The sequence below is a fragment of the Pseudomonas sp. DWP2-2 genome (assembly GCF_049897065.1).
Classification (GTDB): Bacteria; Pseudomonadota; Gammaproteobacteria; order Pseudomonadales; family Pseudomonadaceae; genus Aquipseudomonas; species Aquipseudomonas paracarnis.
In genome coordinates this window covers 213,987-233,463 of sequence record NZ_JAFCVN010000008.1, presented here as the reverse complement: position 1 = coordinate 233,463, position 19,477 = coordinate 213,987, and the positions used below count along the sequence as shown (strand labels likewise).

The 19,477-nt window shown below is 62.2% G+C and carries 18 protein-coding genes; 11 read left to right on the top strand and 7 right to left on the bottom strand.

What is annotated here, in order from left to right; all coding sequences use genetic code 11:
• Positions 1-97 precede the first annotated feature (97 nt).
• Both ACP7CZ_RS19090 and ACP7CZ_RS19085 read left to right on the top strand, forming a co-directional pair.
• The gene (locus ACP7CZ_RS19090) at positions 98-562 is read left to right on the top strand and encodes a hypothetical protein (protein WP_034126362.1); all 465 of its coding nucleotides are present in this window, start codon (positions 98-100) and stop codon (positions 560-562) included.
• Positions 563-576: 14 nt separating this feature from the next.
• On the top strand, positions 577-1,389 hold the full coding sequence (locus ACP7CZ_RS19085) for an SDR family oxidoreductase (protein ID WP_236453701.1): 813 nt from the start codon (positions 577-579) through the stop codon (positions 1,387-1,389).
• On the opposite strand, the gene ACP7CZ_RS19080 is transcribed toward ACP7CZ_RS19085, so the two are convergent.
• Positions 1,386-2,243 (bottom strand): LysR family transcriptional regulator, encoded by an 858-nt coding sequence (locus tag ACP7CZ_RS19080; protein WP_054898827.1) that lies wholly within the window; start codon positions 2,241-2,243, stop codon positions 1,386-1,388. The two genes, ACP7CZ_RS19085 and ACP7CZ_RS19080, sit on opposite strands and share 4 nt — an antisense overlap.
• 111 nt (positions 2,244-2,354) lie before the next feature.
• Between ACP7CZ_RS19080 and ACP7CZ_RS19075 the strand changes: the two genes are divergently transcribed.
• Positions 2,355-3,542, top strand: a complete 1,188-nt coding sequence (locus ACP7CZ_RS19075) for an MFS transporter (RefSeq protein WP_294163751.1) — start codon at positions 2,355-2,357, stop codon at positions 3,540-3,542.
• Entirely contained in the window at positions 3,535-3,936 is a 402-nt protein-coding gene (locus ACP7CZ_RS19070; RefSeq protein ID WP_034126358.1) for a hypothetical protein, read from the top strand. Before ACP7CZ_RS19075 ends, ACP7CZ_RS19070 begins: the two co-directional genes overlap by 8 nt.
• A 183-nt stretch (positions 3,937-4,119) precedes the next feature.
• Here the strand turns inward: ACP7CZ_RS19070 and ACP7CZ_RS19065 are convergent, their stop codons facing one another.
• Genes ACP7CZ_RS19065 through ACP7CZ_RS19050 form a run of 4 tightly spaced genes read right to left on the bottom strand, consistent with a single transcriptional unit; the run spans position 4,120 to position 8,880 of the window.
• A complete protein-coding gene (locus tag ACP7CZ_RS19065) occupies positions 4,120-4,980 on the bottom strand; it encodes an efflux RND transporter periplasmic adaptor subunit (RefSeq protein WP_057976894.1) in 861 nt (286 codons plus the stop codon).
• Between the two features lie 10 nt (positions 4,981-4,990).
• Entirely contained in the window at positions 4,991-5,191 is a 201-nt protein-coding gene (locus ACP7CZ_RS19060; RefSeq protein ID WP_005784982.1) for a DUF1656 domain-containing protein, read from the bottom strand.
• Positions 5,181-7,358, bottom strand: a complete 2,178-nt coding sequence (locus ACP7CZ_RS19055) for an FUSC family protein (RefSeq protein ID WP_294163727.1) — start codon at positions 7,356-7,358, stop codon at positions 5,181-5,183. Before ACP7CZ_RS19055 ends, ACP7CZ_RS19060 begins: the two co-directional genes overlap by 11 nt.
• 10 nt (positions 7,359-7,368) lie before the next feature.
• Complete coding sequence (locus ACP7CZ_RS19050; RefSeq protein ID WP_294163724.1) at positions 7,369-8,880, bottom strand: efflux transporter outer membrane subunit; 1,512 nt, start codon at positions 8,878-8,880, stop codon at positions 7,369-7,371.
• A gap of 181 nt (positions 8,881-9,061) precedes the next feature.
• Between ACP7CZ_RS19050 and ACP7CZ_RS19045 the strand changes: the two genes are divergently transcribed.
• The 5 genes from ACP7CZ_RS19045 (at position 9,062) to ACP7CZ_RS19025 (ending at position 13,557) form a co-directional block, all read left to right on the top strand.
• Positions 9,062-10,021, top strand: coding sequence for a LysR family transcriptional regulator (locus tag ACP7CZ_RS19045; protein ID WP_034126355.1), 960 nt, complete (start codon positions 9,062-9,064; stop codon positions 10,019-10,021).
• 144 nt (positions 10,022-10,165) lie between these two features.
• On the top strand, positions 10,166-11,140 hold the full coding sequence (locus tag ACP7CZ_RS19040) for a 2-hydroxyacid dehydrogenase (RefSeq protein ID WP_054898821.1): 975 nt from the start codon (positions 10,166-10,168) through the stop codon (positions 11,138-11,140).
• Between the two features lie 176 nt (positions 11,141-11,316).
• Entirely contained in the window at positions 11,317-12,219 is a 903-nt protein-coding gene (locus ACP7CZ_RS19035) for a chemotaxis protein CheV (RefSeq protein WP_014716988.1), read from the top strand.
• Positions 12,220-12,222: 3 nt separating this feature from the next.
• On the top strand, positions 12,223-12,705 hold the full coding sequence (locus ACP7CZ_RS19030) for a GNAT family N-acetyltransferase (RefSeq protein ID WP_054898820.1): 483 nt from the start codon (positions 12,223-12,225) through the stop codon (positions 12,703-12,705).
• A gap of 108 nt (positions 12,706-12,813) precedes the next feature.
• Positions 12,814-13,557 carry a YkgJ family cysteine cluster protein gene (locus tag ACP7CZ_RS19025; protein ID WP_054898819.1) on the top strand — a complete coding sequence of 248 codons (744 nt, stop codon included), beginning with the start codon at positions 12,814-12,816 and terminating at the stop codon, positions 13,555-13,557.
• 262 nt (positions 13,558-13,819) lie between these two features.
• Here ACP7CZ_RS19025 and ACP7CZ_RS19020 read toward each other — a convergent pair whose 3' ends face one another.
• A complete protein-coding gene (locus ACP7CZ_RS19020) occupies positions 13,820-14,602 on the bottom strand; it encodes a transporter substrate-binding domain-containing protein (RefSeq protein WP_034126351.1) in 783 nt (260 codons plus the stop codon).
• A gap of 162 nt (positions 14,603-14,764) precedes the next feature.
• On the bottom strand, positions 14,765-14,998 hold the full coding sequence (locus ACP7CZ_RS19015; RefSeq protein WP_034126350.1) for a hypothetical protein: 234 nt from the start codon (positions 14,996-14,998) through the stop codon (positions 14,765-14,767).
• A gap of 214 nt (positions 14,999-15,212) precedes the next feature.
• Between ACP7CZ_RS19015 and ACP7CZ_RS19010 the strand changes: the two genes are divergently transcribed.
• Both ACP7CZ_RS19010 and ACP7CZ_RS19005 read left to right on the top strand, forming a co-directional pair.
• Positions 15,213-16,379, top strand: coding sequence for an efflux RND transporter periplasmic adaptor subunit (locus tag ACP7CZ_RS19010; RefSeq protein WP_060763539.1), 1,167 nt, complete (start codon positions 15,213-15,215; stop codon positions 16,377-16,379).
• Positions 16,376-19,471 (top strand): multidrug efflux RND transporter permease subunit, encoded by a 3,096-nt coding sequence (locus ACP7CZ_RS19005; RefSeq protein ID WP_294163708.1) that lies wholly within the window; start codon positions 16,376-16,378, stop codon positions 19,469-19,471. Before ACP7CZ_RS19010 ends, ACP7CZ_RS19005 begins: the two co-directional genes overlap by 4 nt.
• The last annotated feature ends 6 nt before the right edge of the window (positions 19,472-19,477 follow it).

The following is a 19,477-nucleotide window of genomic DNA, read 5'->3' as shown; positions in this document are numbered from 1 at the left end:
CCTGCGATGGCGTCCGTGCGGCCAGCACAATGCTCAAGCTAACCCATCCCGCCTACGCTTAAGTTAGGATGCTCGTTCCCTATTCGAGGTGGTCTCCATGTTCTTCGGCGTTCTCCTGATCATCACCTGGCTGATCCTGCTGCTGCGCTACCCGGCCAAGGCGCTGCCGGTATCGTTGGCCGCTGCCGTCGGCCTGGGGTTTGTCGCGGTTTGGGTGGTATGGCTGGACAATCGCGAAGCGTCACAACTGGCGCGTCTTGAGTTGCGCATCACCTACGCGCCGCAAGACTGCCCAGCCGACCGACCGCTCAAACTGACCCTCAACAACGGCAACGATGTACCGCTCACCGAACTGCGCTGGCGCGTGGCCGCCTACGCACCGGGCGATACGGTCAACCTGGCCGACAACGTCTACGCCGCCCCACGCTATCGCGGCCCCGGCGAGTTGCAGGCGGGCGCCACCTGGGATGACTGCCTGCCCACCCCGCCGCTGCGCCCCGGCTATCGCCCACAAACCCTGGAATTTCGCGCCGAGCATCTGCAAGGCAGTTTCTCGGACTGACAAAGGATGGACCCATGCCCAACGTACTGATCACCGGTTGCTCCAGCGGCATCGGCCGCGCCCTCGCCGACGCGTTCAAAGGCGCAGGCTTCGAGGTATGGGCCAGCGCCCGCCAACCCGATGACGTCGCCGCCCTCGCGGTCGCAGGCTTCAATGCTGTGCAGTTGGATGTCAATGACAGCGCCGCTTTACAACTCCTGGCCGAGCAATTGAGCGAGCTGGATGTACTGGTCAACAACGCCGGCTACGGCGCCATGGGCCCGTTGCTCGACGGCGGTACCGAGGCGATGCAACGCCAATTCGAAACCAATGTGTTTTCCATCGTCGGCGTGACCCAGGCGCTGTTTCCTGCCTTGCGTCGCAGCAGGGGCCTGGTGGTGAATATCGGCAGTGTTTCCGGCGTACTGGTGACGCCGTTCGCCGGCGCCTACTGCGCATCCAAAGCCGCCGTACATGCCTTGAGCGACGCCCTGCGCATGGAGCTGGCACCGTTTGGCGTGCGGGTGATGGAAGTGCAGCCCGGTGCGATCAATACAAGCTTTGCGAAGAATGCCGGCGCCCAGGCCGAGTTACTGATCCAGGAACAGTCGCCATGGTGGCCATTGCGCGACGGCATTCGTGCGCGCAGCCAAGCGTCCCAGGACAAGCCAACCCCGGCCAGTGAGTTTGCTGCAGACGTGCTCAAGGCGGTGCAGCAAGCGCAACCGCCGCGCCTGTTGCGTTCGGGTAACGGCAGCCGCGCGTTGCCGTTGATGGCGGCGCTATTGCCCAAGGGGTTGTTGGAGAAGGTGCTGAAGAAGCGCTTTGGCTTGGGCGGTAGGCTCTAAGGTTTCATGAAATCAATAAACGCCCGCACCTTCAGCGGCAAATGCCGCGTGTCCGGATACATCGCGTAAACCCCTTGCGGGGCAAAGCGGTGGTCCGCCAACAGGCGCACCAAGCGTCCCGCGTCGACATCCCTCTGCACCAACCATTGCGGTAAAACCGCCACACCGTGGCCGCGCACCGCAAATGCCTGAAGGACCGCCGCGCTGTCGGCCACCAAGGCTGACGGGCCGGCTCGATAAGGGTGTTCGAGACCTGCCGGGTCGGTGACGCTCAGTTCGCTCAAGCGGCCGTGGCCCAGCCTGGGCAACTGCTCCAACTCAGCCAGGGTTTGAACTGCGGCAAACTGCGGCGCCGCGACGGCGAACACGTCGAATGTGGACAACTGCACTGCGCGGTGATTGGAGTCCAGCAAGCGCCCCAGCCGAATCGCCACGTCAAAACGCTCGGAGATCAGATCGGCGTGGGTGGAGGATGTGGATAAGTGGATATTCAGGTCCGGGTGCAGGCGTCGAAAGGCTTCTACCGCCGGAGCAACTACAGCCAGGGCATATTCGACAGTGGTGGTGATACGCAGGGTGCCTTTGAGCTGGGCATGTTCACTGCGGGCTTCTTCTACCGCCAGGCGGGCCTCTTCAAGCATGCGCGTGCAGCGCAGGTAGAAGCGCTCACCCGCGTCGGTCAGTGCCAGTTGGCGGGTGTTGCGGGTCAGCAGGGTGACGCCGAGTTCCGCCTCCAGGCGCTTGAGGTTGAAGCTGACCACGGCGCGAGTCTGGCCCAGCAGGTCCGCGGCAGCGGTGAGCGAGCCGGCCTCGACCACGGCCTTGAAAGTGTCAAAACGGTCCAGGCTGACCATGGTGGACGCCCTCCTTTGTCAAAAAATTTTTGACAAACTAGCAGGCAAACCGACGTATCCCAAACCCTGCGTGCGGCCTACCCTGCCGGCTCCACTCGCAGGAACGCGTTCATGACCTACCGCTCGAAAGTCGCCTGGATCTTTTTGTTGGGCTTTGCCCTGGACCTGGTGAACATGTTTGTCGCCACCGTCGCCTACCCGGATATCGCCCGCGAACTGCACGCCTCGGTCACCCAGTTAGCGTGGATCAGCAATGCCTACATGCTCGGGCTGACAGTGATCATTCCCTTGAGTGTGTGGTTGGCGGCGCTCATGGGCGAGCGCACCCTGATCGCTACCAGCCTGCTGCTGTTTGCCGGCGCATCGGTGATGGTCGGCCAGGCTGGCTCCATCGAAGCGTTGATAGCTTGGCGCGCCTTGCAGGGGCTCGGCGGCGGCTTACTGATTCCGGTGGGGCAAGCCATGGCTTACCGACACTTTCCCGCGGCCGAGCGCAGCCAATTGACAGCGCGGGTGATGTCGGTGGCGTTGCTGGTGCCAGCGCTGTCCCCGGCGTTGGGCGGGGTGATTGTCGACAGCCTGTCCTGGCGTTGGATTTTCTACGCCAACCTGCCTCTGGCGCTAGTGACCCTGCTGCTGGCGCTGCTGTGGATAAAACCCGATGCGCCTTTAACCGAGCGCCCGCCCCTGGACCTGGGCAGTGTGTTCAAACAAGCCGCCAGCCCGATGCTGCGCGTGGCAATGCTGGTTTACCTGTGTATTCCGGGGGTATTTATCGGCACCAGCCTGATCGCCATCCTCTACGTGCGTGGCCTGGAGTATGACGCCACCCAGACCGGCGCGCTCATGCTGCCGTGGGCACTGGCCTCGGCCGTGGCGATCTACCTGAGCAAGCGACTCTTCAATCGCTTTGGCCCCAAACCCTTGTTACTGGCCGGCATGGCGCTGCAATGCGGCGGTATCCTGCTGCTCAACGAGCCGACGCTGATTATTGCGGCCTACGTCTTGATGGGCCTGGGCGGCAGCTTGTGCAGCAGCACCGCACAAACCCTGGCCTTTCTGGATATTCCCGCCGAGCGCATGGGCCACGCCAGCGCGTTGTGGAACATGAACCGGCAAGTGAGTTTCTGCGTGGGTGCCGCCGTGCTCAGTGCCGTACTGTCGGCCTTGGATTCCTTCGCGATTACCTTCACGATGGCGGCAGCTCTGACCCTGTTGCCGCTTTTCGCAGTGTTGCGCCTGGATGCTTCCAGGGTACGCGCGCTGCTTCACCCTTGCAGCGAGCCCAAACATGATTGACTACAGCGATTTTTTTGAAGAAGTGATCCAGACCCACGTCGAGATCGAACAATGGTTTGCCGGCGTTGCGCCTGAGGGCACGCTGGAAAATCTGCTGGCGCGCTTCTCACCCGAGTTCAGCATGGTGGCGCCCGCCACCGGTACGCGGGTCAACACGGCCGGGGTCAATGCCTTGTTCACGCGCCTGGGCGGGATGCGTCCGGGGTTGAAAATCACCTTGAGCGAAATGACCGGGATTGACCGCCATGCACGCGGCGCGACGGTCACGTATCGCGAGCATCAGATTGACGACAGTGGCACCCAGACCGACCGCCGCGCCACGGTGGTGTTCGAGAAACAGGCCAGTGGCGCGCTGCTGTGGCGGCACTTGCATGAGACCTTTATCAAAGCCTGACGCGGGTCTAGATGTATGAGGGGGCTTACATCGCCCACTGTAGGAGCGAGCTTGCTCGCGAAAAACCTCAACGATAACGCGTGCTTCCTGAATGAACGCGGCGCCTATGAGTTTTTCGCGAGCAAGCTCGCTCCTACAAAAGCCTTGACTGACTGGCATTAGGGCTTGCCCCTCCCACATTTTTTAGTTTTGTGTTGGGTTGACGATCACCGTGCAGGTAATCCCGGCCGCCAACAACACGCCCTCCGGCACTTCATCAATGTGAATGCGCACCGGCACACGCTGGGCCAAGCGCACCCAGTTGAAGGTCGGGTTCACATCGGCGATCAGTTCACGGCTCTCGGGGTTGTCGCGGTCGTAGATGCCGCGCGAGATGCTTTCCACATGGCCCTTCAAGGTCTCGCCGCTCATCAATTGCATATCGGCTTTGTCGCCCACCTTCACGTGGGGCAGTTTGGTTTCTTCAAAGAAGCCATACACCCAGAACGAATTCATATCCACCACAGCCATCTTCGCTTCGCCGATACGCGCATAGTCGCCACGGTGCACGTTGAGGTTGGTGACATAACCGTCCACCGCCGCCAGTACTCGCGTGCGTTTCAAGTTGAGTTCGGCGGCCTCCAGTTGCGCCAGGGCGTGCTGATAATCGGCCAGGGCCGAGTCGGCGATGTTGCTGGCGTCGTCGCGGTTTTCCTTGGAGATCACCAGGGCGTCGAGGTCGGCGCGGCGGTGCGCGTTGACCTTGCGCATTTCCCAGGTGGCCTTGCGGGAGGCCACCAGCGATTGCGCTTGCTTGACGGCAATGCGGTAGTGCTCGGGGTCGATCTGCATCAGCAGGTCGCCTTTTTTCACCAACTGGTTATCGCGTACCGGTACGTCCACCACTTCGCCGGTGACGTCAGCCGCCACATTGATAATGTCGGCGCGCACCCGACCATCGCGGGTCCACGGCGTTTGCATGTAGTGCACCCACAACGTGCGGCCAATCCAGATCGCCAACGCCAGAACCAGCAAGGTGGCGAGCAGGCTGAAAAACTTTTTCATCGGGGCATTCTCAACGGTAGACGCTCAGCGCCAGGGCGCCGAACAGGCAAGCGAACAGGCTCAGGCGCAGCAGCGCCGGGTGCCAGAAGAAACGGTACAGGTCGAACCCGGCCAGGAAGCGATCAATCGCCCAGGCCAGCCCGGCTGCGATCAAGAACATCAGGGTCATGGTCGGCATATAGATGCCGTGGAATGCAATTTCACGAGGCATTCGGGGCTCCTTTGAGGGCGGCCAGAGGCGATTGCGGGTCGAGCAACGAGGTGCGAATAAAGTGCAGGTAGCTCTTCACACGGCGCAGGGCCGAGGTGTCGAAGTGCGGGGCGAAGGGTTCGTCGGTGGCCTGCACACGGCTGATCGCATGGTCGACGGCAATCAACCCGCGCTCCAGGTTGCTGGCGCTGGGTTGCAGGAACAGCCGCACCAGCGAGCGCCCCATCACGCGGATCGCCTGGCGCCACGGCTGCGATTCGGCATACGCCGGGTGCACCGGCAAAATCGCCTGCTCCTTGCGCAGCTCGATGATCGCGTGGCCGACCTCCAGCACCACGAACATCCAGCACAGCAAATCGCGCTGCACCTGCGGCTCGCCGGCCGCGAGGCCATACGCCTGGTGCAGCAGGTCGCGGGTGCGGCTTTCAAAGCTCGACGCCAGGCCCTTGAGCTTGCCGCTGATGGCATACACCACTTGCTCACGCAGGTCTTGCTCCAGGCGGCGCCACAACCAGCGGCTGTTGGGCGGCAGGATGATCGCACCCGCCGCCGCGCACACCAGCATGCCGATGACCATGGCGATGTAGTCGTTGATAAAGGTGTAAGGGTTGTAGACCGTTAGGTTATCCGGCACCGAACCGGTGCTGAAGAAGATCAGCAGGCCCACGCCCACACCGGCGTATTGCGGGCGTGAAGACAGAAAGGCCCCGAAGATGATCACCGGCGCGAGCATCACGCACAGCAGCGGGAAACCGTCGATCCAGGGGAACACGAAGAACATTTCGACAAAGCCGACCAAAGCGCCGATCAAGGTGCCGCAGGCCATCTGGAACGCCATGCGCTTGGGGTTGGGCGTGGCAGCAGACAGGCCCACCGTGGCCGCCGCGATCAGGGTCATGGTGGCGCCGCTGGGCCAGGCAGTGGCCACCCAGTAACTGCCCAGCACAACCAGGATAAACGAGGCGCGCACCCCGGCAGCGGCACAGGCCAACCAGTTGGTCTTTGGCGTGTAGGCTTCGTGCCAATCCTCCCGCGCATGGCGATGCTCGGCCAGGGACGCGTGGGTTTGCGCGTAGTTGTGCAGGTCGTCGACGAAACGGTACAGCAGCTCGTAGGCAGTGTGGAAATCCAACTGCTCGGCGTCCGTCGGGTTGCCCTCCTGGAAGCTCGCCCGCAGGCTGCGCACCTTGGCGGGCAGGCCGTCCTTGTAGGCGCTCAGTTGGTTGACCAGGCGCGCGGCATCGGGGCTGGTGAGGGCGCGGCCAGAGAAGCTGTCGAGCACTTCGGCCAGGTCTTGCAGGCCGGGTTTGATCGCTGCCACCACATGGTCGGCCTCATCGGCGCGCAAGCGTTCGAGCAATTGGTGCAAGGCGTTGAAGCGTGTGGTGATGCTCATGAATTCGCTGTTGAGGCGACTGAGCCGCCCGTTGCGCCGACGCATGTGCGGGTCCTCAAACACGGTGACGCTACGCAAGCCTTCCAGGCCCACGGCTTCGGCAATAAAGCGCACGTTGCTGGCCTCGAAGCCTTCGCGCTGGCTGCGCCCGCGCAGGCCGTCAGTCACGAACAGCGCGAACACACCGAAGCGCTGGTACAGCGCGTTGCGCATGGCGGCGCTGGAGGTCTGCGGCAGGATGGCGGCGCTGACCAGTGTCGAGCACAGTATCCCCAGAGAAATTTCCAGCACCCGCCACACCGCCGCCATGAAGGCGCCGTCCGGGTGGGCCAGGGCCGGCAGGCCGACCATCGCCGCGGTGTAGCCGGCGAGCACGAACCCATAGGCGCGAAAGTTGCGGTTGCGCGTGGCACCGGCGGTGCAAATGCCGACCCAGATCGCCAGCGCCCCCAGGAACAGTTCGGTGTTCTGCGCAAACAAGGCGATCAACAGCACCATCACCGCCGAGCCTGCCAAGGTCCCTAGGAAACGGTAGAAACTCTTGGCGAACACCTGGCCGCTCTGGGGCTGCATCACGATAAATACGGTGATCATCGCCGTGCGCGGTTGCGGCAGTTCCAGGCGCATGGCCAGCCACAGCGTCAGGAACGCAGCGACCAGCACTTTGAAGATATACACCCAGGTCACGCCATCACTGCGTGCCCAGTCGAAAAAACCACGGCGCCACTCAAGGGAATGCAGCCAGCGCAGCGGTGCAGGCAAGGGAGTCATCAAGGCCTACTCAGTGATCAAACACGGCGAGCGCCGCCGGAGTCTTGCTTGGGAGTGTCTTGGCAGCCGTGGGCACATCATCGCCAGCACCGAGGCCGCCGCCCAAGGCGGTCACCAGCTCGGCATGGGCGCTGAGGCGTGCCGCCTGCACCTGTTGTTCGATCTGCTGCTGGCGAAACAACAAGGTTTGGGCGTTGAGCACGTTGAGGTAGTCAGTGAGGCCACGTTGATAGGCGACCATGGCGATGTCGTAGGTTTTCTGCGCCGAGGCCACCGACTGCGCGGCGAAGGCCGACTGTTTGTCCATGGACTCGCGGCGGATCAACTGGTCGCTGATGCCCTTGAGCGCATTGACCAGGGTCTGGTTGTACTGGGCCACCGCGATGTCGTAGCCGGCACTGGCTTCACCCAATTGCGCACGCAGGCGGCCGCCGTCGAAGATCGGCAAGGTGATCGCCGGGCCGACGTTGTAGTTGAATTTCTTCCCAGCCAGGAATTCCAGCATGCCGCCGCCGGTGGCCATGTAGCCAAGGCTGCCGACCAGGTCGACGTTGGGATAGAAGCCTGCATGAGCCACATCGATACCCCGTGCCTGGGCTGCTACCTGCCAGCGGCTTGCAACCACATCCGGGCGTTGGCCGAGCAATTGCGCCGGCAGGCTGGAGGGCAATTTCAACGGCGCGGCGAGGGCCAGGGTCGGGCGCTGCAATTGCGCGCCCTCCCCCGGGCCTTTGCCGGCCAACGCCGCCAGTTGGTTACGGCTCAGGGCGATTTCCTCGTCCAGGGCATCCAGTTGGCGATGGGTTTCCGGCAGCGGCGTTTCAGCCTGGCTGACGTCAAAGTGAGTGCCGATCCCGGCGGCCAGGCGTTTATTGGCCAGGTCCAGGATCTGCTGTTGCTGGGCCAGAGTGGCGGCCGCGATGTCACGGTTGGCGTACTGCAACGACAGCTGGATATAGGCGCGCACCACGTTGTTTTGCAGTTCGAGTTGGGCCAGGCGCGCTTCGGCGGCGCTCATGTGCGCCAGGTCGACCGCACGTTCGGTCGTGTTGCTTTCCCGGCCCCACAGGTCGAGGGCGTAGCTCAGTCCCAGGGAAGAATTGTTGTCCCAGGTGTTGGCGCCGCTCAATTCGCCAGGACCGTAGAACTGATCCTTCGGCCAGTTGTGGCGCTTGAGGGTGGTGTCGCTGTTGATCTGCAGCGACTCGGCCGACTCGGCCACCCCGGCCAGCGCTCGGGCTTGCCGTACACGGGCGGCGGCCACGGCCAGGCTGGGGCTGTTGCGGGTGGCGAGTTCGACCCAACGGTTGAGCTGCGGGTCGCCGTAGGCCTGCCACCATTGGGCGGTGGGCCAGTGGGCGTCGCGGTCGGCGCTCTGGATCGCGGCGTCGGTGGCCAGGCTATTGGCGTTGATCGCCTGGCCCTGCGGGGCGATTCCTCCGGTTCCGATGCAACCGCTGATGACTGACGTTAAGGCCCAAACACTGAGAGTCTTCAGCTCTCTGCTGATGCGACGCGGCACGGCAAGCGAATTCCTGAGAGGGTGTTGCGGGAGAGGTGGCGCAATTCTAGGCGGCGCCAGGGAGGACGATAAGCTGGCATTCCTGTGAATCTTTGTTACCGTTCAGGCGATAATCCGTTGGTAGGGATCACTGAAAGCGTAACTTTCTGTCACAATTTGCTATCTCCCTTGAGAACACTCCATGGACACTTTGCAAAACATGCGCGCCTTCAGTTGCGTGGCCGAAGCCGGCAGCTTCACCGCCGCCGCCGTGCAACTGGACACCACCACGGCCAACGTCTCGCGCGCGGTCTCCAACCTTGAGGCCCACCTGCAAACCCGCTTGCTCAACCGCACCACCCGGCGCATCGCGCTGACCGAAGCCGGCAAACGCTATTTGCTGCGCTGCGAGCAGATCCTCGCCTATGTCGAGGAGGCCGAGGCCGAAGCCAGTGACGCCCATGCGCGCCCGGCCGGGCAGTTGAAAGTGCACACCATGACCGGCATCGGCCAGCATTTCGTTATTGACGCCATTGCCCGCTATCGCCGCACCCATCCCGACGTGACCTTCGACCTGACCCTGGCCAACCGCGTGCCGGATTTGCTCGACGAGGGCTACGACGTGTCCATCGTGCTGGCCAGCGAACTGCCGGACTCAGGTTTCGTTTCCCAGCGCCTGGGCATCACCTACAGCATCGCCTGCGCCTCGCCGGACTACGTCAAGGCCAAGGGCTGCGCACAGCGGCCCCAGGACTTGCTCAACCATGCGTGCCTGCGCCTGGTCAGCCCGGTGGTCCAGCTGGACAAATGGACCTTCAACGGCCCTGAAGGCCAGGAAAGCGTGGCGATCAACAGCTCGCCCTTCCTGGTTAACTCGGCCGATGCGATGAAAACCGCGATCACCAGCGGCATGGGCGTCGGCCTGCTGCCGGTGTACGCCGCCATCGAAGGGCTGCGCAACGGCACACTGGTGCGGGTGATGCCGACCTACCGTTCCCAGGAGCTGAACCTGTACGCCATCTACCCCTCGCGCCAATACCTGGATGCAAAGATCAAAACCTGGGTGGAATACCTGCGCGGTTCGTTGCCGGAAATTCTGGCGGCGCACCAGGCGGAGTTGGTGGCGTATGAGTTGAGCGGTGGTGTGCGGATGGCGAACTGATTTTGAAATGCTGCTTCCCACCCCCTAAAAATTTATTGTGGGAGCTGGCTTGCCTGCGATGACGGTGGATCAGCCAACACAATAGTGGCTGACACACCGTCATCGCAGGCAAGCCAGCTCCCACATGTTGAGTGGAGTTCTGCCATGAAAAAGACTGTCCTGGCCTTCAGCCGTATCACCCCGCCGATGATCGAACGCCTGCAACAGGATTTCGAGGTGATCGCGCCCAACCCCAAGCTGGGTGACATCAATGCACAGTTCAACGAAGCCCTGCCCCACGTCCATGGTTTGATCGGTGTGGGTCGCAAGCTGGGCCGCGAGCAGCTTGAAAGCGCGAGCAAGCTGGAAGTGGTGTCCAGTGTGTCGGTGGGCTACGACAACTACGACGTGCCGTACTTCAATGAGCGCGGGATCCTGCTCACCAACACCCCCGATGTGCTCACCGAGAGCACTGCCGACCTGGCCTTTGCGTTGCTGATGAGCAGCGCCCGCCGCGTGGCCGAATTGGATGCCTGGACCAAGGCCGGCCAATGGAAAGCCAGCGTGGGCGCGCCTTTGTTTGGTTGCGATGTGCACGGCAAGACCCTGGGCATCGTCGGTATGGGCAATATCGGCGCGGCCGTGGCCCGGCGTGGGCGCCTGGGCTTCAATATGCCGATCCTTTACAGCGGCAATAGCCGCAAGACCGCGCTGGAGCAGGAACTGGGCGCGCAGTTTCGCAGCCTGGAGCAGTTGCTGGCCGAGGCGGATTTCGTCTGCCTGGTGGTGCCGTTGAGCGACAAGACCCATCACCTGATCAGCACCCGGGAGCTGGGGTTGATGAAGTCCAGCGCGATCCTGATCAATATCTCCCGTGGGCCAGTGGTGGATGAGCCTGCGCTGGTCGAAGCCCTGCAAACCCAGCGTATTCGTGGTGCCGGGCTGGATGTGTACGAAAAGGAACCGCTGGCTGAATCGCCGTTGTTCCAACTGAGCAATGCGGTGACCCTGCCGCATATTGGTTCGGCGACCGGTGAAACCCGCGAAGCCATGGCCAACCGCGCCGTGGACAACCTGCGCAGCGCCCTGCTGGGCCAACGCCCGCAGGATCTGGTGAACCCACAGGCCTGGAAGGGCTGACACCCCACCCCACTGTAGGAGCGAGCTTGCTCGCGAAAAACGTCAACGATAACGCGCAAAATCTGTTTTAACGCGGCGCTTTGAAGTTCTTCGCGAGCAAGCTCGCTCCTACAGTTTTCGAGGACAAGGTCGATAACGGTGTATAGATCGTCATCCCTGATCCACAGAAGGTTTTTATGTCCACCACCAAAGCCCGCGCAGACTCACTCTCGCTTCTGCTCTTTACCTTGCGCAGCGGCAAGCTGATGGCCATCAACCTGTTGAAAGTCAGCGAGATCATCCCCTGCCCGCCGTTGACCAAGCTGCCGGAGTCCCACCCGCACGTCAAAGGCATCGCCACCTTGCGCGGCGCTTCGTTGTCGGTGATCGACTTGAGCCGCGCCCTGGGTGAAATGCCCTTGCAAGACCCGGATGGCGGCTGCCTGATCGTCACCGATGTCAGCCGTTCCAAACAGGGCCTGCACGTGCAGGCGGTGAGCAAGATCGTGCATTGCCTGACCACCGATATCCGCCCGCCTCCCTACGGCTCCGGCGGCAATCGGGCGTTTATCACCGGGGTGACCCAGGTGGAAGGTGGGCTGGTGCAGGTGCTGGATATCGAGAAAGTCATCCATGGCATCGCCCCGGCACCGATTGAAGCGGCGCCGACCGACCTGACCATGGAAGAAGCCGAAGTGCTGGGCAACGCCCGCATCCTGGTGGTGGACGACAGCCAGGTGGCTTTGCAGCAATCGGTCCACACCCTGCGCAACCTCGGCCTGACCTGCCACACCGCCCGCAGCGCCAAGGAAGCCATCGACGTGTTGCTGGAGCTTCAAGGCACGGTTGAACAGATCAACGTGGTGGTGTCGGACATCGAGATGTCTGAGATGGACGGCTACGCCCTCACCCGCACCCTGCGCGAAACCCCGGATTTCAAGGACCTCTACGTGCTGTTGCACACCTCCCTGGACAGCGCGATGAACAGCGAAAAAGCACGCCTGGCCGGTGCCGACTCAGTACTTACCAAATTCTCATCCCCAGAATTGACCAAATGCCTGGTCGTCGCCGCACAAACCGTGGCGCAAAAGGGCCTGTAAGCCTTGGGCGAGTATTACCAGCTGCTGCGTCGCGACCTCACCGGCAGCCTTCCCGCCCCGCAGTGGCCAGCGGATACCCGGCTGGATCATTATCGCGATGAACTGGCCCCGGCGATCCATGCCGTGCTGCGCATGACCCAGGACCAGGGCGGCGGCCGTGTCGGCCACCTGGATGAGTGGCGCCAGCAGTTCGTCACCGATGCCGAGTACGACCCGACGCTGTGCCTGGTGGCCAGTAACCACGACGGTGTTCTCGCAGTGGCCCAATGCTGGACCAGCGCCTTTATCAAGAACCTGGCCGTACACCCCTTTGCCCAAGGCCAAGGGCTGGGCCGCGCCTTGCTGCTGCACAGCTTCCAGGTATTCAAGCAGCGCGGTGAACCCTATGTGGACCTCAAGGTGCTGGAGAGCAACCTGCGCGCCCGGCAACTGTATGAAAGTGCGGGCATGCGATTTGTGCTGCGCGACATCGTATCCAAGGGCTGATCCTCACTGGCGCATAACTTGCTTCCAGAGCCCCTGAGCGGTAGATAGAGGTAAAAACCCGTCACCCCTCAAGCGTGCCCTCTGACCTTGCCTGGTGACAGATCCGCCATGAACACACACTTTTCCTGCGTCGGTTGCGGTAAATGCTGCAGCGACCATCATGTGCCCCTGACCCTCGAAGAAGCCCGCAGCTGGGCGGCGGACGGCGGTAACGTCATCGTTCTGGTGGAAGGCTTTCTGGGTAACGGCCTGGGCCTGCCCCTGCAACAACGGGAACATGCCGAGCGCCGTTCAGTGATCGTGCCCAGCGGCAATACCGAGGCGTTTGTGGCAATTACCTTTGCCGCCTACAACGCCGGACGCTGCCGGAATCTTGACGAAGACAACCGCTGCCGCATCTACGAACGGCGCCCGCTGGTGTGCCGCATCTACCCGATGGAGATCAACCCGCATATCCCACTGAACCCAAGCGCCAAGGACTGCCCGCCGGAATCCTGGGAGCAAGGCCCTGCGCTGATCGTCGGTGGTGAGTTGATGGATGCGCAACTGGCCGAACTGATTCGCCGTTCACGCCAGGCCGACCGTGATGACGTGCAGACCAAGGAAGCGGTGTGCGCGTTGCTTGGCATTCGCACGACCGCACTCAAGGGCGACGGGTTTACCGCGTACTTGCCGGACATGCAGGCGTTTGCCCAGGCCATTGAACAGGCGGTTGAACAGCCGGCAATGGCCAATGAATGGGTGTTTCATGTGTCGGGGATGGACATCGCTGAACAGGTGCTGGATGCCGGGGCGCGCATTGCCACCGAGGTGCCGGCCAATTATGCGTTTATCTCGTTGAGGGCGGCTTAGGCTACTACGGCCTTATTTTGGCGTAGGTATCTACTCAACTTCAGCGCGACGCTGGACCTGTGGCGAGGGAGCTTGCTCCCGCGACGGCCTACCATTCGACGAAAATTTCCCTGACGCCCCTCGATCCAACTGTGGGGTGTCAGCTAGATAGTCGCAGGCTGTCAGGCCGTCATCGCAGGCAAGCCAGCTCCCACATTTGGAGCTCGGAGTGTCAGGTAGATAGGCGCCTCTCGGGAACACAGTTGCACTCACACATTAGCGCTCATGGATGGGCAGGCAACACATCGAGGCGATAGGGCTGGAGGATGCGTTGGTATTCGCCATTGTGCATCAGTTGCTCAAACGCGTGATTAAGCTCATTACGCAACGCGGTATCGGTTTTTCGCACCGCAATCGCCACGCTATTACCCAGCAGGCCAGACGACACAGGCGGCCCCATGAAATTGAAGTCCAAGCCCTGGGGCGTGTCTAGCAGGGCCTCTCGGATCTCCACGGCGCCTTGAAGGGTCGCGTCAATATCGCCCGAAACCAGGCTCTGCACCAGTTGGTCGTTGAGCCAGAAACTCCTGATGATTACCCCTGCCGGCGCCCACTGCGACAGGGCAAAGGCTTCCCGATTACTGCGCACCAGCACCCCGACACGCTTGCCCCTGAGCGACCGTCGATTAGGGCGCAGGCCCGAGGTTTTACGCGCCACCAGCCGAGTGGTGATCGGGTAGAGATCACGGGTGAAACTCACCCGTCGCCGTCGACTGCAGGTGGGCGCCATGCCCATGATCGCGTCGAACTGCCTGGCCTCAAGAGCGGGGAAATTTTCCATGACGATCTGGTCAACCCAGGTACAGCGCACGTTGAGCTGCTCGCACAGGGCATTGCCCAGTTCGATGTTCAGCCCCACCAATTGCCCTTGGGAATTGCGGCTTTGAAAAGGTGGAAAATGTGCAGCGACGGCGAAACGGATTTCACGCCGAGGTTGAACGTCGGCGGCAACGACACTTGTCGAGAGCAAGAGGGCAAGCACCGCACAAAGGTGTATCAGGGCCACGGGAATGTCCTTTTCCGGAAAGCTGACTCACCACGCCCCGATGAGCGTCATCGGGACGAAGCAAACGCTGTGCAAGCTTTCAAGAATCGGTCGCGGACCTACAAGCAGAAATGTCCACGGGCGATGTAGGCAACTGCCTATAACGCACGCAACGCTTTAATCTTAGCGTTTACCCATGGAGCGGCGAGTGCCCGGAGGCGCCATGCCTGGCGTCTTGGTATGGCCGTTCTTGGCGCCGCCTTTGTACCAGGGCTGGCTGGCATTCTTGGCGCCAGCCAGCTCACCCGGTTTGAAGGGGAACTTGAACGCCGGGATCTCGGCTTTTTCAACGCCGTCGGCGGTGGCCGAATCGACGAGGTCCGCCGCGTCGACAGGGGGTTGGGTTGGGGAAGTCATAGGGGCTCCGGCGCAGCGATAGGCGTAAAAGCGCCAGTATACGGGGGCAAAGCGGCAAGCGGTAAGCTTCAAGCCACAAGTAAAAAGCGCTAGCTGTCGCGGCTGTCAGTTTGGCGTCACCGTGCTGACCGCATTACCGGGCTATAAAGCAGCTACCCAACCTTCAACTGGCAGCTTGCAGCTTAAAACGTGCAACTGCGCCCCGGCGCCTCCCATGCAGACAAAACGAAACACGGCCCTGATGGTGGGCATCCTCTTGGTATTGGCGGTGGCCGCCTGGGCAGTAACACGGCCTGCCAAGCCCCGCCTGGCAGCGGCCACGGCGATCCCGGTACGGGTAGTGAGCGTCGCGCAACAGGACGTTCCCAGGTTTGTCAGCGGCATAGGCTCAGTGCTGTCGTTGCACAGCGTGGTGATTCGCCCGCAGATCGACGGCATCCTCACCCAGTTGCTGGTCAAGGAAGGCCAATCGGTGAAAGCTGGCGATCTGTTGGCTACCATCGACGACCGCTCGATCCGCGCCAGCCTCGACCAGGCCAAGGCGCAATTGGGCGAAAGCCAGGCACAGTTGCAAGTGGCATTGGTCAATCTCAAGCGTTACAAGGCGCTAAGCATCGACGACGGTGTGTCGAAACAGACCTATGACCAGCAACAGGCACTGGTCAACCAGCTCAAGGCCACGGTGCAGGGCAATCAGGCGGCCATTGATGCGGCTCAAGTACAACTTTCCTATACCCAGATTCGCTCCCCGGTCAGTGGCCGCGTGGGCATCCGCAACGTGGACGAAGGCAACTTCCTGCGCATGAGCGACACCCAGGGGCTGTTTACCGTCACCCAACTCGACCCGATTGCCGTTGAGTTCTCGCTGCCACAGCAGATGCTGCCAACCTTGCAGGGCCTGATCGCCGCCCCCACCCGGGCCACCGTCGACGCCTACCTGGGCGCCGACACCGATGGCCAGACCGGCGACCTGCTCGGCGAAGGCCACCTGAGCCTGATCGACAACCAGATCAGTTCCACCACCGGCACCCTGCGGGCCAAGGCCGAGTTCAGCAACCCGGCGCATAAGCTATGGCCGGGACAACTGGTGACCATCAAAATCCAGACGGCCCTCGACAAGAACGCCCTGGTGGTACCGCCGACCGTGGTGCAGCGTGGGCTGGACTCACATTTCGTGTACCGCGTAAACGCTGACAAAGTCGAGGTGGTACCGGTGCAAGTCGCCTACCAGAACAGCGACATCAATATCATCAAAGGCGTGCGGGCCGGCGATGTGCTGGTCAGCGATGGGCAATCTCGACTCAAGGCCGGTGCGCAGGTGGAGGTGCTCAAGGAGCCGCCGCAAGTGATCCACACCGCCGACGCCCAGGTGCAGCCATGAGCGCAAACCGGTCGCCCTCAGCCTGGTGCGTTGATCACCCGGTCGCCACCCTGCTGTTGACCTTCGCGTTGGTGTTGCTGGGGATTATTGCCTTCCCGAACCTGGCCGTCGCGCCACTGCCGGAAGCGGAATTCCCGACCATCCAGGTTACCGCGCAACTTCCTGGCGCCAGCCCGGACACTATGGCCTCATCGGTGGCCACGCCTCTTGAGGTGCAGTTCAGTGCCATCCCCGGCATGACCCAGATGACCTCCAGTAGCGCCTTGGGCTCCAGCCTCTTGACCCTGCAGTTCACCCTGGAAAAAAGCATCGACACCGCCGCCCAGGAAGTCCAGGCCGCGATCAACACCGCGTCCGGCAAGCTGCCCAGCGACATGCCGAGCTTGCCTACCTGGAGGAAGGTCAACCCGGCAGACAGCCCGGTGTTGATCCTCAGCGTCAGCTCCAGCAGCATGCCCAGCACCGAGCTGAGCGACTACGTGGAAACCCTGCTGGCGCGCCAGATCAGCCAGATCGACGGCGTCGGCCAGATCAACATCACCGGCCAGCAACGCTTGGCGATTCGCGTGCAGGCCTCCCCTGACAAGCTCGCGGCCATTGGCCTGACGCTCGCCGATATACGCCTGGTCATCCAGCAGTCGAGCCTCAACTTGGCCAAGGGCGCGATCTATGGCGACAACAGCGTGTCCACCCTGTCGACCAACGACCAGCTGTTTCACCCTGAGGAATACGGCCAACTGATCGTTTCCTACAAGAACGGTGCGCCGGTTCAACTGCGTGATATCGCCAACGTCGTCAACGGCTCGGAAAACGCCTACGTACAAGCCTGGTCCGGCGATACGCCTGGGGTGAACCTGGTGATTTCGCGCCAGCCCGGCGCCAACATCGTCGACACCGTCGACCGCATTCAAGCCGAGCTGCCGCGCCTGCAAGGCATGTTGCCGGCCTCGGTGCAGGTCAGCGTGTTGACCGATCGCACCAAGACTATCCGCGCCTCACTGCACGAAGTGGAAATGACCCTGCTGATCGCCATCCTGCTGGTGGTGGCGGTGATGGCGTTGTTCCTGCGTCAACTGTCGGCGACGCTGATTGTGTCTGCGGTGCTGGGTGTCTCGCTGGTGGCCAGTTTCGCCCTGATGTATGTGATGGGGTTCAGCCTGAACAACCTGACCCTGGTGGCCATCGTGATCGCCGTGGGCTTTGTGGTGGACGATGCGATTGTGGTGGTGGAGAACATCCATCGGCACCTGGAGGCAGGCCTGGGCAAGCGCGAAGCAGCGATCAAGGGCTCGGGTGAAATTGGCTTTACCGTGGTATCCATCAGCTTCTCGCTGGTGGCGGCGTTTATTCCGCTGCTGTTCATGGGCGGGGTGGTCGGTCGGTTGTTCAAGGAGTTTGCGTTGACGGCCACCGCGACCATTCTGATTTCAGTGGTGGTTTCGCTGACATTGGCACCGACGCTGGCCGCCTTGTTCATGCGTGCCCCTACCCACCCTGCCCACGCCAAACCCAGCTTCAGCGAACGCCTGCTGGCCGGCTATGCGCGCAACCTGCGCCGTGCCCTGGCGCACCAACGCAGCATGGCCGCGATCTTCGTGGTAACCCTGGCCCTGGCGGTGGTCGGCTATGTGTTCATTCCCAAGGGATTCTTCCCGGTGCAGGACACCGGTTTCGTGCTCGGCACCAGCGAAGCGGCGGCCGATGTGTCGTACAAGGACATGGTCGCCAAGCACAAGGCCCTGGCCGAGATCGTCAAGGCCGACCCGGCGGTGCAGGCGTTTTCCCATTCGGTGGGCGTTACCGGCAGCAACCAGACCATCGCCAACGGCCGCTTCTGGATCGCCTTGAAAGACCGCAGTGAGCGCAATGTGTCCGCCAGCCAGTTCATCGACCGCATCCGCCCGCAACTGGCGAAGGTGCCGGGCATCGTGCTGTACCTGCGCGCCGGTCAGGACATCAACCTGAGCTCCGGCCCCAGCCGCGCCCAGTACCAATATGTGCTCAAGAGCAACGACGGCCCGACGCTGAACACCTGGACCCAACGCCTCACCGAAAAACTGCGCGCCAACCCGGCGTTTCGCGACCTGTCCAACGACCTGCAACTGGGCGGCAGCATCACCCATATCAGCATCGACCGCCAGGCCGCCGCGCGCTTCGGGCTGACCGCCACCGATGTCGACCAGGCGTTGTACGACGCCTTCGGCCAGCGCCAGATCAACGAGTTCCAGACCGAGATCAACCAGTACCAAGTGATACTTGAACTGGACAGCCAACAGCGCGGCAAGGCCGAAAGCCTCGACTATTTTTACCTGCGCTCGCCACTGACCAATGAAATGGTGCCGCTGTCGGCCTTGGCCAAAGTCGACCCGCCCACAGTCGGGCCGTTGTCCATCAGCCATGACGGCATGTTCCCCGCCGCCAACCTGTCATTCAACCTCGCGCCCGGCGTGGCCCTGGGCGACGCAGTGATCATGCTCGACCAGGCCAAGAACGAAATCGGGATGCCGAGCACAATCATCGGCAACTTCCAGGGTGCGGCCCAGGCGTTCCAGAGCTCGCTGGCCAACCAACCCTGGCTGATCCTCGCGGCGCTGGTAGCGGTCTACATTATCCTGGGTGTGCTGTATGAGAGTTTTGTGCACCCGCTGACGATCATTTCCACCCTGCCCTCGGCGGGCCTCGGTGCGCTGGTCATGTTGTGGCTGCTGGGCCAGGACTTTTCGATCATGGCCTTGATCGGCCTGGTGCTGCTGATCGGCATCGTGAAGAAAAACGGTATCTTGATGATCGACTTCGCCCTGGAGGCGCAGCGGGTACGCGGGCTGCCGCCCGAAGATGCGATTTATGAAGCCTGCGTCACGCGGTTCCGGCCGATCATCATGACCACCCTTGCTGCGTTGCTCGGCGCGGTGCCGTTGATGCTCGGCGCAGGCCCTGGGGCGGAACTGCGCCAGCCGCTGGGCATCGCGGTGGTCGGTGGCTTGCTGGTGAGCCAGGCGCTGACGCTGTTCACCACGCCGGTCATATACTTGTACCTTGAACGTTTTTTCCACAGGCCCAAACCAGCGCTGACGCTGGCGACCACACACTGAGGCGGT

What these genes read in the sequence shown, in the direction of transcription:
- ACP7CZ_RS19075 (WP_294163751.1), top strand. Translation starts at nt 2,355, where the DNA reads ATGACCTACCGCTCGAAAGTCGCCTGGATCTTTTTGTTGGGCTTTGCC.
- ACP7CZ_RS19060 (WP_005784982.1), bottom strand. Translation starts at nt 5,191, where the DNA reads ATGCCTCGTGAAATTGCATTCCACGGCATCTATATGCCGACCATGACC.
- ACP7CZ_RS19035 (WP_014716988.1), top strand. Translation starts at nt 11,317, where the DNA reads ATGTCCACCACCAAAGCCCGCGCAGACTCACTCTCGCTTCTGCTCTTT.
- ACP7CZ_RS19070 (WP_034126358.1), top strand. Translation starts at nt 3,535, where the DNA reads ATGATTGACTACAGCGATTTTTTTGAAGAAGTGATCCAGACCCACGTC.
- ACP7CZ_RS19010 (WP_060763539.1), top strand. Translation starts at nt 15,213, where the DNA reads ATGCAGACAAAACGAAACACGGCCCTGATGGTGGGCATCCTCTTGGTA.
- ACP7CZ_RS19025 (WP_054898819.1), top strand. Translation starts at nt 12,814, where the DNA reads ATGAACACACACTTTTCCTGCGTCGGTTGCGGTAAATGCTGCAGCGAC.
- ACP7CZ_RS19065 (WP_057976894.1), bottom strand. Translation starts at nt 4,980, where the DNA reads ATGAAAAAGTTTTTCAGCCTGCTCGCCACCTTGCTGGTTCTGGCGTTG.
- ACP7CZ_RS19090 (WP_034126362.1), top strand. Translation starts at nt 98, where the DNA reads ATGTTCTTCGGCGTTCTCCTGATCATCACCTGGCTGATCCTGCTGCTG.
- ACP7CZ_RS19045 (WP_034126355.1), top strand. Translation starts at nt 9,062, where the DNA reads ATGGACACTTTGCAAAACATGCGCGCCTTCAGTTGCGTGGCCGAAGCC.
- ACP7CZ_RS19040 (WP_054898821.1), top strand. Translation starts at nt 10,166, where the DNA reads ATGAAAAAGACTGTCCTGGCCTTCAGCCGTATCACCCCGCCGATGATC.
- ACP7CZ_RS19055 (WP_294163727.1), bottom strand. Translation starts at nt 7,358, where the DNA reads ATGACTCCCTTGCCTGCACCGCTGCGCTGGCTGCATTCCCTTGAGTGG.
- ACP7CZ_RS19015 (WP_034126350.1), bottom strand. Translation starts at nt 14,998, where the DNA reads ATGACTTCCCCAACCCAACCCCCTGTCGACGCGGCGGACCTCGTCGAT.
- ACP7CZ_RS19085 (WP_236453701.1), top strand. Translation starts at nt 577, where the DNA reads ATGCCCAACGTACTGATCACCGGTTGCTCCAGCGGCATCGGCCGCGCC.
- ACP7CZ_RS19005 (WP_294163708.1), top strand. Translation starts at nt 16,376, where the DNA reads ATGAGCGCAAACCGGTCGCCCTCAGCCTGGTGCGTTGATCACCCGGTC.
- ACP7CZ_RS19080 (WP_054898827.1), bottom strand. Translation starts at nt 2,243, where the DNA reads ATGGTCAGCCTGGACCGTTTTGACACTTTCAAGGCCGTGGTCGAGGCC.